This is a genomic window from Halalkalibacter flavus (assembly GCF_036663575.1).
Classification (GTDB): Bacteria; Bacillota; Bacilli; order Bacillales; family Bacillaceae_D; genus Halalkalibacter; species Halalkalibacter flavus.
Window position 1 is genome coordinate 69,087 of sequence record NZ_JAWRVK010000022.1, and the last position, 12,765, is coordinate 81,851.

Annotated in this window: 9 protein-coding genes, 1 rRNA gene, 2 pseudogenes and 1 other annotated feature; of the genes and pseudogenes, 8 read left to right on the top strand and 4 right to left on the bottom strand. The window is 38.4% G+C overall.

Annotated features, from left to right (window positions below; all coding sequences use genetic code 11):
- Positions 1–3 precede the first annotated feature (3 nt).
- The 3 genes from SAY88_RS15150 to SAY88_RS15160 all read right to left on the bottom strand — a co-directional run bounded on the left by SAY88_RS15150 (position 4) and on the right by SAY88_RS15160 (position 1,895).
- The gene (locus SAY88_RS15150; RefSeq protein ID WP_332632710.1) at positions 4–360 is read right to left on the bottom strand and encodes a Rieske (2Fe-2S) protein; all 357 of its coding nucleotides are present in this window, start codon (positions 358–360) and stop codon (positions 4–6) included.
- Positions 360–1,451, bottom strand: a complete 1,092-nt coding sequence (locus SAY88_RS15155; protein WP_332632711.1) for an amidohydrolase family protein — start codon at positions 1,449–1,451, stop codon at positions 360–362. The genes SAY88_RS15150 and SAY88_RS15155 overlap by 1 nt, the downstream gene beginning before the upstream one ends.
- Before the next feature lie 219 nt (positions 1,452–1,670).
- Positions 1,671–1,895: a helix-turn-helix transcriptional regulator gene (locus SAY88_RS15160; RefSeq protein ID WP_332632730.1), complete on the bottom strand. Its 225-nt coding sequence runs from the start codon at positions 1,893–1,895 to the stop codon at positions 1,671–1,673.
- On the opposite strand from SAY88_RS15160, the pseudogene SAY88_RS15165 reads away from it, so the two are divergent.
- A pseudogene (locus SAY88_RS15165) lies at positions 1,819–2,115 on the top strand (MFS transporter); the annotation flags it as partial. The gene SAY88_RS15160 and the pseudogene SAY88_RS15165 overlap by 77 nt on opposite strands.
- Before the next feature lie 154 nt (positions 2,116–2,269).
- Here the strand turns inward: SAY88_RS15165 and SAY88_RS15170 are convergent.
- The gene (locus tag SAY88_RS15170) at positions 2,270–3,145 is read right to left on the bottom strand and encodes a LysR family transcriptional regulator (RefSeq protein ID WP_332632714.1); all 876 of its coding nucleotides are present in this window, start codon (positions 3,143–3,145) and stop codon (positions 2,270–2,272) included.
- A 277-nt stretch (positions 3,146–3,422) separates the two neighbouring features.
- On the opposite strand from SAY88_RS15170, the gene SAY88_RS15175 reads away from it, so the two are divergent.
- The 7 genes and pseudogenes from SAY88_RS15175 to rrf form a co-directional block, all read left to right on the top strand.
- Positions 3,423–4,112, top strand: a complete 690-nt coding sequence (locus SAY88_RS15175; protein ID WP_332632715.1) for a CoA transferase subunit A — start codon at positions 3,423–3,425, stop codon at positions 4,110–4,112.
- A gap of 26 nt (positions 4,113–4,138) precedes the next feature.
- Entirely contained in the window at positions 4,139–4,801 is a 663-nt protein-coding gene (locus SAY88_RS15180; RefSeq protein ID WP_332632717.1) for a CoA transferase subunit B, read from the top strand.
- A 462-nt stretch (positions 4,802–5,263) separates the two neighbouring features.
- On the top strand, positions 5,264–6,289 hold the full coding sequence (iolG, locus tag SAY88_RS15185; RefSeq protein WP_332632718.1) for an inositol 2-dehydrogenase: 1,026 nt from the start codon (positions 5,264–5,266) through the stop codon (positions 6,287–6,289).
- A gap of 230 nt (positions 6,290–6,519) precedes the next feature.
- On the top strand, positions 6,520–8,250 hold the full coding sequence (locus SAY88_RS15190; protein ID WP_332632720.1) for a solute:sodium symporter family transporter: 1,731 nt from the start codon (positions 6,520–6,522) through the stop codon (positions 8,248–8,250).
- 193 nt (positions 8,251–8,443) lie between these two features.
- Positions 8,444–9,885 (top strand): annotated as a pseudogene (locus SAY88_RS15195) (glycoside hydrolase family 1 protein).
- 430 nt (positions 9,886–10,315) lie between these two features.
- Positions 10,316–11,701, top strand: a complete 1,386-nt coding sequence (locus SAY88_RS15200; RefSeq protein ID WP_332632722.1) for an MFS transporter — start codon at positions 10,316–10,318, stop codon at positions 11,699–11,701.
- A 726-nt stretch (positions 11,702–12,427) separates the two neighbouring features.
- Positions 12,428–12,527: a sequence feature (23S ribosomal RNA rRNA prediction is too short), on the top strand.
- Between the two features lie 165 nt (positions 12,528–12,692).
- Positions 12,693–12,765: ribosomal RNA gene (gene rrf / locus SAY88_RS15205) — 5S ribosomal RNA — on the top strand; the annotation flags it as partial.

Consider the following 12,765-nt stretch of genomic DNA (forward strand, 5'->3'; position numbering starts at 1 on the left):
GATTTATTTACACACAACAACTTGTTCATTTTCAACTTCAACCTTAAAATCTTTTAATTTATATTTTGAGTTTGCTAGCATACACCCGCGTTTTTTTACATCAAATTCGCGGCCGTGCCATGGACACCTTAGGACTTCGCCTTCGCGTTGATAGTCATATTCTCCGACTTGATCTGTATCGATAGAGGTTCCGCATAACATTCCTTTTGATAATGGAGCTCCTTGATGAATACAGCGATTAAGGAATGCGTAAAATTCACCATCCATTGTGCGACAAACGACAATGCTTTTTCTGTCAAATTCAGCTTCCATGATTTCTCCTGGCTGAAGATCCGTAACATTGCAAATGACTTGTTTCATTAAGCATCCTCCTTTCTGATTTGGGGCAGCTTCGGATAAAAAGCTCTAGCATTTTCAGAAAAAAGTTTTCGCTGTAAGCTCTCGTCAAGGTTAGGAGGTAACGCTTCAAATGGTGAATCATAGTCCCAATGAGGGTAGTCAGTCGAGAAGCAAATAAGTTCATCAGTTCCCATTTGATCGATCAGCTGTAAGAACTCTTTCTTTGTTAGTTCTTCAAGTGGCTGAGTTGTAAAGCGAATATGCTCTTTAATAATGTCACTTGGCATTCGCTTGATCCAAGGCACTTCATGGCGTAAGTCTTTGTACTGTTGATCCATTTTCCGCATCAAATGAGGCACATGAGTAAAACCGCCTTCAATCATCATCAGTTTCAGTCGTGGATATTTTTCAAACACTCCGTTAAAGACCATGTTTGTGACTTGCATCATGTGTGCGGTTGGGATTAACGTGTGCCATTCAATAAAATAACGTGGCCACTTTCCAAAATAAATAGGTGGTTCATTATGATGCATGCCGAGCATCAAATCATGACGCTCGGCCGCTTCATAGATTGGATGATAATACGGGTCACCCCACATAATGTCATCAATCGGTAATAACACTTGAATCATTTTTGGGTGTGATCCGACCCGTTCAATTTCTCGTACGGCAGCCGCCGGATCACCAGCAGCAATGTGAACTGAACCATAGAGACGATCATCTTTTTCTATCCAGTTTTCAATTTGCCAATCATTATAAGCGGATGCTAAGGCTGTTGCCATCTCATACCAGCCATGCATGGAAGAGGGGGAAGGGTCGAGTGCTCCAGTTAAAATCCCAATCTCGTGTCCGCATGGTTCTAATAGTTGCTTGCTCATAAATTCCAAATCGGTCCCGGCTGGTCTGCCATCTGGAACGCGTGCATCCGCGCGGTCAACACCAGCGATTGCTGGTTGTACATAAGGCATATGCTTTTCCTGCATCCAGTTACAATCTGTAATGTATTTCTTCCAAGGATTGTCTAAATACGTAATTAAATCTTCATAAAGAACTCGTTCATGGATATCTGTATCAATTAAATGTAGTTTCTGATTTTCTATTTTGGATTTCATCGTCAGCCCTCCGATTTCTCATTCGATAACTAAAAAATAGCATCTAGTAAAAAGAAAGGGCAAACCTCATCAATACGAATTAGAAGAGGTGAGATCAATCAGTGAAGGCCAGTGAAGGTCAGTGAAAGCCAGTGACAATTTTTGAATATTGCTGTGAATGGGAGGGGGAATGAAGAATAACCATTTCACACTGAATTTGTAAAATGGTTACATTACGAATTAGAATTCAATATCCCGAAACTTCTTTGGCGACATACCAACATGGTTTTTAAAAGTGGTGACAAAATGAGACGTACTATTGAATCCACATGTATTTGAAATTTCATTTACTGTAAGGTTCGTATTGTGAAGTAATTTCTTCGCATTATTATATGTTGCAAGCTTCCAAATGTCTTGGGGAGTCGTAACGTGGGTCGTCGTTTCTGAGATTTTTCCAAATCGAATACGTGGTCAGGCAATGTCCATTGCAGTAGCATTGCATTGGTTAGCAAATCTAACTATTTCGTCTACGTTCCCGCCATTAAATGACCTTTTGGGGCCAATGACTTTTGCCATCTACGGTTTGATTAGTCTAGTAGCTATGGTCTTTATTTGGAAAATGGTTCCGGAAACAAAGGGGAAAACTCTTGAGGAGTTGGAGGAAATTTGGAAAAAAAGATTGTAACGAAGAGAATAATAAAAAAGCTATATAGTTTTAACCTGGTTCTTCTTTTGAAGGAACCATTGAAAACCACAACCATTTTGAAAGCGGTTGTGGTTTTTTGATATAGTTCCTTCTCTAAAAGCCCCAACATTGCTTCCTTGGAATTGATAATTAGTTAAAATTCTTCCGACAAAAACTTCAGCAAGGTTCTCACCGCAAACGATTGATAACGCTCCTTCCTCGTAATCACTCCAAGTTCCCACATCGGAGGATCTTGCAATGGCGTAATTTGAATAGCTTTTGGATCCATCTTTGCATAAATTGATTTAGGTAACAGTGTAATTCCAAGTTTGGCACTTACAAGTTCCGCTATTAAATCCCATTGTGAACTCTCGTAAGCGATATTTGGTTGAAAACCTGCCTTCTTACAATGTTCAATAATGAGTTCATGTAAGGCAAATTCCCGGTTAAATAGAATAAAAGTTTCTTCTGCTAGCTGTTGAATGTTGACATCTTCTTTTTTGGCTAAGGTGTGATCGGTATGAGTATAGAGCATAAATTCTTCTTTTATAAAGGGGAGAGTATCGAATTTACTATAATCGATCGGGAAAACAATGATGCCTACATCGACTTGTCCCTCTTCAACTAAATGTTCGATCCGTTTAGCTCCTAACTCGACTAACTCTAGTGTTACGTCGGGATAAGCTTTCCCAAAGTTTTTTGCAATGGCAGGGAAAAAGAGGGTTCCTATTAATGGCGGAATGCCTATTTTTATCGTTCCAGTCGGTAAATTAATTAAATCATCTAATAAGGTCGTAAGTTCATTCGTAGCTCCTAATATCTTTCCTCCTTGTTTGTAAACAATCTCACCGGCATCTGTTAACTTCAATTTTCGAGTAGAGCGCTCAAATAACTCGACTTTGAGTTCTGATTCTAATTTTTTTAATGATTTACTTAATGTTGGCTGTGAGATATAAGTATTGGCTGCCGCTTTCGTAAAGCTTCCATAATTAACGACTTCTATAAAATATCGTAAATCTTTTAATTCCAAGACGATCCCCTCATTTATTCTATATTGAAATAAATTTTATTACTTTTATTCATTTTACTCATAAAAGAGATTGTTGTAAACTTAAGTTATAGGATATTGGAAAATTCAAAAAATGTTTCGGTGAAGGAGGAACGAGAGAACGCATATAAATAAGGTGATTGTTGTAAGCGTTACCACATTCTCGTTCATGAATGCAAATGGAGAAATGGCTTTGTTTCGACGAGGCAAGGTGTCGCTATTATTAATTGAAAGAAACCAATAGGAAGAGGGGAAGAAAATGAAAAAATTATATAGCAATTTTGAAGAAGCAGTAGCGGAAGTTAAAGACGGCATGACATTAATGGTCGGGGGATTTGGACTTGTTGGAATACCAGAAAACCTCATCAAGGCTGTTCGTGAAAAAAATGTAAAAGACTTAACGGTTATTTCAAATAACTGCGGGGTAGATGATTGGGGGCTTGGTCTCCTTTTAAGTAATAAGCAAATCAAAAAAATGATTGCCTCTTATGTTGGTGAAAATAAGGAATTTGAAAGACAAGTGCTAAGTGGCGAATTAGAAGTTCAACTTGTACCTCAAGGATCTTTAGCTGAAAAAATTCGTGCCGGCGGGGCTGGAATTCCGGCTTTTTATACTCCGGCTGGCGTGGGAACACCGATTGCTGAAGGAAGAGAAACAAGAGTGTTTGATGGAAAAGAATATTTATTAGAAGAAGCCTTTAAAGCGGATGTTAGTTTAGTTCGAGCATGGAAAGCAGATAAGCTTGGGAACTTAGTTTATAGAAAAACAGCACAAAACTTTAACCCGATGATGGCTGCTGCGGGGAAAGTAACGATTGCTGAAGTAGAAGAGATTGTTGAAGTGGGTGAGTTAGATCCAGACGAAATTCACACTCCAAGTATTTACGTTCAAGGTCTGATTGTCGGAAAACAAGAAAAAAGAATAGAGCGTCTAACGGTGCAAGCGTAAAAACTATTAAAATTGGAGGAGAAACGATGAGTAAAAATGTTAGAATTCAAATTGCAAAAAGAGCAGAAAAAGAGATACAGGACGGCTTTTACGTTAATCTAGGAATTGGGATGCCGACAATGGTTGCTAATTATATTTCTGAGAACAAAAGCATCTTTTTGCAATCAGAAAATGGTTTATTAGGAATTGGACCTTACCCAACAGAGGATAATGTCGATCCAGATTTAATTAATGCGGGAAAAGAAACGGTTACAGCTATTCCAGGAGCAAGCTTTTTTAGCAATGCTGAGTCCTTTGCGATGATTAGAGGCGGCCATATTGATTTAGCGATTTTAGGTGGAATGGAAGTGGCTGAAAATGGCGACTTGGCAAACTGGATGATCCCTGGAAAGATGATTAAGGGGATGGGTGGTGCCATGGATTTAGTTCACGGTGCGAAGAAAATTGTTGTGATTATGGAACACGTTAATAAAGCAGGTCAACCGAAAATATTGAAAAAATGCTCTTTGCCATTAACGGGCCAAAGGGTTGTGAATCGAATTATTACCGATCGCGCTGTTATTGATGTGACTGAGAAAGGTTTAGAGTTACTTGAAGTCGCAGAAGGATATACAATTGAGGATATTCAAAATTCGACAGAGCCTACCTTGATCATATCAGAAAATGTGAAAATGGGTATGTTTTCATAAAATATGACCAGTTAAGACCAACGACCTGAGTCGTTGGTTTCTTAACTGTATGGGAGGTGACAGGAAGCAAAGTGGAGATAGACCCTTGCACATCTAGCTCTTAATTTAAAGGTGACTAAAAACTTAAATTATTACGTAACAAAAAAATTATGCGCTAATTACCAAAAAAAGATTGAACATTTTAAAGTGTTGATATAAAATAACGATTAAGGAAAGCGCTTTACCATTATGATATAGGAATGACTAGAAGATTGTAAGAAAAACGATGAAAAAAGTAGAATTAAGTTGCTGGGAAAACACATGTTATTTTCACTAAAACTGGAAGTTAAAATGTTTTCATGGTAAATATTATAATTTATCCTTGAAAAATGAAATATAAGGTGTTTATAATAGGATCAAAGAAAACGCTTAACTTATTATGTGTTTTGGGTAAGCGCTTAATCAAAATGGAGGAATTGAAAAATGAGTAAATTAACGTTAGGAATCATTGGTGCAGGACGAATTGGTAGATTACATGTTGATAACCTAAGATTAGTTCCAGAAATTCGTGTGAAAAGTGTATCAGATGTTGCGATCGATCACCTTCAATCTTGGGCGGAAGAGAAACAGATCGATGTGTTAACAACTGATTACAAAGAGTTGTTAAATGACCCTGAAATTGATGCCGTGTTTATTTGTTCTCCAACAACAACACACGCCAATTTGATTAAAGAAGCTGCAGCAGCAGGGAAACATATTTTCTGTGAGAAGCCAGTTAGCTTCTCTGTAGAAGAAACGGAAGAAGCTCTTGCTGAAGTTGAAAAAGCAGGTGTGAAAATCCAAATTGGGTTTAATCGTCGTTTCGATCCGAACTTCCGAAAAGTTCGTTCACTTGTTCAGGACGGTACAATCGGAAATCCGCATATCTTGAAAATTACGTCGCGTGACCCTGAGCCTCCTAATGTTGATTATGTGAAATCGTCTGGTGGACTATTTATGGATATGACGATTCATGATTTTGATATGGCGCGTTATTTAATGGGCAGTGAAGTAGTTGAAGTATCAGCTCATGGTACGGTTCTTGTGGATCAAGCGATCGGTGAAGCAGGAGATATTGATACAGCAATTATCACATTGAAGTTTGAGAATGGATCTTTAGGAGTAATTGACAATAGTCGTCAAGCTGTTTATGGGTATGACCAACGTGTTGAAATCTTTGGTGATAATGGAACAGCTCAAGCTGACAATAACCGTGCAACGAATGTGGAAGTTTCAACAGCTGAAAGCGTAACAAAAGATAAGCCGTTGTACTTCTTCCTTGAGCGTTACACGCAAGCCTATATTGATGAAGTAACAGAGTTTGCAAAAGCGTGCCTAGAAAACACTGAAATTACTTGCACTGGATTTGATGGCCTTCAAGCGGAACGAATTGCAAAAGCTGCAAAACAATCTCTTGAAACAGGAAATCCAGTTCAGTTGGCTCGTGCGTCTCAGACAGTAGTAAACTAGTAAACGGAAAAGAAGAATCGTAGTTGTCACATTTTTACATCTTTATATTGAAATCGATTGCAAAATTTTTATAAGTTACAATTATTCAAAGAGTAACAGTCAATTATTATAATAAAGAAAAATAAGAGAATGAAAAAAATGTAAAAAGCTAATCTTACATCAAGTTTTTAACTAGAAAATTAAGAGAGCATTTTTACCGAAATGTTCTCTTAATTGAGGAGGTACTATATATGATTTGGGTAATTGTTTCAACGTTCTTGCTTTATACAGTTTTTGTTATGTGGTTTTCGTGGTACAAAACAAGGGGAACGGATCTAACAACAACGGATGGTTATTTTCTAGGTGGCAGAAGTTTAACTGGAATTGTAATCGCTTCATCACTAATTTTAACCAATCTATCAACCGAACAAATTGTTGGACTTAACGGACAGGCATTTGGTGAGGGTATGGCCGTTATGGCGTGGGAAGTAACATCACCACTTGCGTTGATTATTATGGCACTAATCCTATTGCCAAAGTACTTAAAAGCTGGACTCACAACGATTCCAGATTTCCTTGAAAGACGTTATGACTTACGAACAAGACAGATCGCATCCATCTTATTCTTAATCAGTTACGCTGTTGCATTTTTACCAGTAGTTCTTTATTCGGGCGCATTAGTACTAGATAGTATTTTCTCGTTGACATCTTACACGACCATGAGTCCATTTATGCTCGTACTTATTATCTCAGCAGCCATTGGGATTATTAGCTTAGGTTACATTATCCTTGGGGGCCTTCGAGCTGCTGCGATGAGTGATACTATTAACGGAATCGGTTTAGTTATCGGTGGTTTGCTTATTCCAATTTTAGCTTTAGTTGCCCTTGGAGGTGGAAATTTATCTACTGGTGTTCATGAATTGTTACATGCGAACCCAACAAAGTTAAACTCCATCGGTGGTATGACATCATCTGTTCCATGGCCAGTATTAATTACAGGTATGTTATTTAATAACATTTTCTATTGGGCGATGAATCAATCAATTATCCAACGTACGTTTGCTGCGAAAAACTTAGCAGAAGGGCAAAAAGGGGTATTATTTGCAGGCTTATTTAAAGTATTTGGTATGACGTTCTTAGTATTACCGGGAATCATTGCATTCTTATTATATGGAGATAACTTAAGCAATAATGATGCCGCTTACCCAACGCTTGTTGTTGATGTTCTTCCAATTGCGTTATCAGGGTTTTTAGCTGCTGTGTTATTTGGGGCCATTTTAAGTTCATTTAACAATACGTTAAATAGTGCAATTACATTATTCTCTTTAGATATTTACAAGCCAATCTTTAAACCGCATGCAAAAGATAAAGAACTCGTTAAAGTAGGTCGTATTTTTGCCTTTATGTTAGCGCTTGCGGCAGTCATCGTTGCTCCATTCATTATGTATGCGCCATCAGGTTTATATGCGTATCTACAAGAAATGAACGGCTTCTATAACTTACCAATTATTGCTATGATCCTTGTTGGTTTCTTTAGTAAACGAGTTCCTGCTTATGCTGGTAAAGTAGTTATTGTCGTTCACATTGTGTTGTACTCTTTATCGAAAGTTTTCTTAGCGGATGTGAACTTCCTATATGTTCTTTCCATTCTACTAGCGGTTGATATTTTTGTCATGCTTGTTCTTGGAAGAATTGATCCTCGTAAGACTCCATTTGTGTTAAATGACGCGAAAAAAGTTGACTTAACACCATGGAAGCATGCGAAGGCTTTCTCAGCCGTTCTAATTGTAATTATGCTTGGGGTATACGCATTCTTCTCACCAATTGGTGTAGCAGAAGCAATGCCAAATGCGTACTCACCATCTCAGGTTGTCTTCCTTGTTGTCAACTTGGTGATTGTAGGGGCTGTCGCATGGTTCTGGTACAGAACAAATAAGAAATTGGAAGCAGATGCTGCTGAAGAAGAAAGAAAAATTAGTTAATGATAAGCAATACTGAAAACGATTTCCTGAAAGTGTACATTTTAGTGAAATTGTAAAAGAGAAGAGGAGTGGATCTCAAAATGGGGTCCACTCTTTTTGTTCGTCCAGTGCTATGGTGTGTGAATAATTGCCAAATTTAATCTGGACATACTATTGATTGTTTAACTTATCGTTCAAGCGGGAGGATTAAGGAATGAATAATGAACAGATGAAATTTCCTGAAGGTTTTTTATGGGGTGGTGCTACGGCTGCGAACCAGATAGAGGGTGGATTCGATGAAGGGAATAAGGGCTTAAATATTGCTGATGTTCTGCCTGGTGGGAAAGAGCGCCTGAAAATATTAATGTCATCTGGTTTTAATTTTGAAATTGATCGCGAAAACTACCGTTACCCAAATCATGAAGCTATTGATTTTTATCATCGCTACAAAGAAGATACCGCATTGTTTGTCGAAATGGGATTTAAACTGTTTCGATTGTCGATCGCATGGACAAGGATTTTTCCAAATGGTGATGAGCAAGAACCAAATGAAGAGGGATTGGCTTTTTACGATAGGGTTTTTGATGAGCTGCTTTCGTATGGAATTGAACCAGTCGTCACGATTTCCACTATGAAATGCCATTACACTTAGTGAAAGAATACGGCGGTTGGAGAAGTCGTCAAGTTATTAGCTTCTTTGAGAACTATACGAATGTGATTCTAAAACGGTATAAGGATAAAGTGAAATACTGGATGACTTTTAACGAAATCAACGGAGCTTTAAAGATGCCAATTATGAGCATGGGCTTCTCACCTCAAAATGAAGATGATCGTTACCAAGAGACTTTCCAAGCATTTCATCATCAGTTTGTTGCGAGTAGCTTAGCTGTAAAAGCCTGCAAAGATATCATTCCTGATGCGAAAATTGGCTGCATGATTCTTTTTGCACCCGTGTATTTTTACGATAGCAATCCAGAAAACGTGATGTATGCGTTAAAGGAAGAGGAATTATTTAACTTTTTCTGTACGGATGTCCATGTACGTGGAGAGTACCCAGCTTTCATCAAGCGTTTCTTTAAGGAAAAAAAGATTGAATTAGACATTGAGGATGGAAATTTGTACATTATCAAAGAAGGTACGGTTGATTATATTGGGTTGAGTTATTATATGTCGCGTACGGATAAACAAGAAAAAACGCAAGAAGAGAAAGCACAAGGAAATATTGTCGGTGGAGTGAAGAACCCATTTCTAAAAGCGAGCGATTGGGGATGGGAAATCGATCCTGTTGGTTTACGTATAAGTTTAAACAAGCTTTTTTCAAGATATCAGGTGCCGCTATTTGTTGTTGAAAATGGCTTAGGCGCATACGACAAGATGGAGGAAGATGGTTCTATTAACGATGACTATCGGATTGATTACTTGCGTGAACATGTACAAGCGATGGGAGAAGCCGTGGAAGATGGTGTGGAACTCATGGGTTATACAAGCTGGGGGTGTATTGATTTAGTTAGTATGTCAACAGGTGAAATGTCGAAGCGCTATGGATTTATTTACGTCGACAAAAATGATGACGGAAGTGGAACATTGGAACGTAAGAAGAAAAAGTCATTTCATTGGTATAAAAAGGTGATCGAAAGCAATGGAGAGGTTTTGTAGGAGGGAAGAGGGGGCACAGAAAACTGCTTCTCTCGTGAAAAACTGAATATATAAGAGGGAAGTGGATCCGACGTAGGGTTCGCTTTCTTCATTTACACACTGAGTTATTTCGCTCATGTTGGGCAGAAATCTGACCTGTCATAGTGTAATGGTTTTAAAAAAAGAGTGGTGAATTACACCTAGAATGAATTGAGATTCGGGTCGATAGATAAAAGAGTGCTAACATTATTAGAATTGATTGAACATTATATCAGTTCATTTGCTTCAATTATATACAAAAGGTTCATTCAAGATTACTCAATCTAGATGAACTAGTAAGAGAGAGAAATGAGCTGAATAATAGATTAATTCTTCGTAACTAGAGTATAATGAATTCGAGATAAAAAATGGCAAGGGCGATTACGTAAACGAGGAAGGGGAGTGAAAAGGTGTGACAACGATTGCTGGGCAAGTGGGGCTAGAAAAGAGTCTGAGTAGATCAGAGAAGAAGAAGCTTATCTTCTTAATTTGTTCGGTGTTATTGTTTTCTGTGATGAATGGAACCATGTTTATGATTGCTGTACCAGATATTGCCCTGTCGTTTTCCCTTGCGCCTTCACAGGTTAGCTGGGTCGTTACGGGTTATATTGTCATTTATGCTATTGGAGCGTTGATGTATGGGAAGTTAGCTGATATATACCCTTTGAAAAAATTACTAACGATTGGACTTAGCTTCTTTGTGTCAGGGGCGATTTTAGGTTTTTTTGCACCGAACTTTGAGGTTATTGTCCTTGCCCGTATCATTCAGGCTGCGGGGGCGTCCTCAATTGTTGCTTTGGTTTTCATTGTGCCGACAAGGTATTTCCAGAAAGAAAGGGGAAGAGTTCTAGGGATTGTTTCAAGCACGATGGCATTTGCTTCTGGAGTTGGGCCGGTGATAGGCGGATTTGTTGCTGGTGTCTTGAACTGGCAGTTTCTCTTCTTGATTTCTGCCCTTGTCATCTTTGCGATTCCGTTTTTCTGGATGTGGATGCCGGAAGAGGAGAAGAGAGAAGGGAAAGTGGATATCTTTGGTGCAGTGTTGATTGCAATAGCGGTTGCTGCATTGATGCTCTTTATAACGTTGTTTAATTGGTGGTTTCTTGTAAGTAGTATCGGATTCTTTGGTTTGTTTGCTGGTAGAACAGTAAGTACTGACAATCCATTTATCCGCCCTGACTTGTTTCGAAACGGACCTTTTAGAACCACCATTATAGCGGGTTTTTTAGCGATCATGACGATGTTTGGCATGATGTTTATGTTGCCACTGATGTTAAGTGAGATTAACGGACTAAATACGTTATATATCGGGCTGACTATCTTTCCTGCTGCGATGGCGGCTGCTTTTATTGGGAAAGTGGCAGGTATGCTAACTGACAAGTGTGGCGCGAAACAAGTTGTCTATATTGCTTTTGCGCTTATGATTATGGGATTTTTCCTGTTATCGACCTTTATTGGCAGTCCTGCTTGGGTGATCGGGGTTGTGGTGATTGTATGTTACATTGCTTTCCCTTTTCTGCAGACGGGAACGGCAACGTTAATTTCAACGTCTCTTCCTAGAAATGAAATAGGGGTGGGGATGGGGATTTACAACTTATTTAATTTTATGTCTGGTGCCATTGGTGGGGCGGTCATTGGGAAAATATTAGATTATGATAGCGGGGTTTTGCTAAATCCAATTTCGTTTGCGCAAAGCCATGCGATAATGTATAGCAATGTGTTTATTGGTTTAGCGTTGCTAACAGTTTTGAATGGATTTTACTTTTATTTTGCTTTTAGAAATAATAGTGTGGATTGAAGATAGGAAACCTTTATAAATTGACTGTAAAACAGACACTAATCTTCATTTGAAGGGGGTGTCTCTTTTTGTTGGGAATTGTGTTAAGGTGTCACTTTATGGGCGTTGAAAGTACTGGTATTCCGCGATTATTGCATAGGAAATATATATTGTGATCTAGGGGGATGAGAAGTTGTTCCGGATTGTTTGTGTTTGTTTTTCGTACCGGGTGAAGTGAGGTAAGGGGGAGGGTGTGTGTCTAAGGTGAGTAAATAAAGTAAGTAAGTTAAAATTGCTTTAGGGAGAAAGGTTTGTGGTTGTAGGAGTGTTAAGATGTGCGCTAGAAGAGTTGATGCAAGGATCTTGGGGGCGAACTTGTAACGCTTATGGAGTATTAGTGTGAGTGTTATTTAAAGTATATACTATAGGTAGAAATTGATTATTGGGTCGTGGTTGGTGTTTGATTGTTGTGGTAATAGTAGAGTGGATGTAGATTTTCGGTTGATCTTCTTGTCGAACTATGATAGATTATTAAATCTAGCCGCAAAAATTAATTTTAAATCAAATGTTGCGCAGAATTATTATTCTTGATATATTGTTCCTTGTCGACACGAATGATTGATTAAATCGGTGATGGTTGCGAAAAAACTTTCAAAAAGTTATTGCGCAGAACTTAATGTTATGTTATGATAAGTAATGTCGCTAATGTAACAGCGATTAACGAGTTCTTTGAAAGATGAGATTTCCCATAGAGTTAATCTAGTAAGACCTCTTAGAGATGATGAGGTTGATAGGTATGGTGTGGAAGCGTGGCGACACGTGGAGCTGACAGATACTAATCGGTCGAGGACTTATCCAATAATTGATTCTTGAAGTCATACTTCGTGAAGTGTGACAATGGTTTCTATAACGCATTATCTAGTTTTGAGAGAACCATCTCAAAAAGTGAACTAAGATACCTTATGAGGAATCCGATGTTCAAGCCATTTTCTGGAAAATGGCCTATATATAGTCTGGTGGCGATAGCGAAGAGGTCACACCCGTTCCCATGCCGAACACGGTCGTTAAGCTCTTTTGCGCCGATG